We start from the raw sequence: 414 nt of genomic DNA, 5'->3' as shown, positions 1-414 counted from the left end.
CTTCACCAAGTTTGATCTTTCTGTTTATGAAAATACCCTTTCGATCAAAGTGAACGATGAAGTTAAAGTCGACGAAGACATCACCTACTGGCAGCACCTACTGAGTTACTTTAAAGCGGGTATCTACAATCAATTTGAAAATGGTGAAGCCACGGCTCACTTTCAGGCACTGCGATACACCACCACACAGGTCAACGGCTCAAACGATTGGGATATTAATGATTGGAAGTTGACGATTCCTGCGAGTAAAGACACTTGGTATGGAAGTGGGGGTGACAGTGCGGCTGAACTAGAACCTGAGCGCTGCGAATCGAGTAAAGACCTTCTCGCTAATGATAGCGATGTCTATCATAGCGATATTGACCTTTCTTATTTCAATACCGATGAAGGGAGAGTGCACTTTAGAGCGGATAT

The 414-nt window shown here is 44.0% G+C and carries 1 protein-coding gene; it reads left to right on the top strand.

Features of this window, described 5'->3' with window-relative positions; genetic code table 11:
- Window positions 1–414, top strand: a 414-nt coding sequence (locus AB4512_RS24250) for a polysaccharide lyase family 7 protein (protein ID WP_372176043.1), incomplete at both ends; no start/stop codon positions are given.

The organism is Vibrio sp. 10N.222.52.B7 (assembly GCF_041474275.1).
GTDB lineage: Bacteria > Pseudomonadota > Gammaproteobacteria > Enterobacterales > Vibrionaceae > Vibrio > Vibrio crassostreae_C.
Note: the sequence above shows the minus strand (reverse complement) of the source record. Positions and strands in the feature narration are given on the sequence as shown.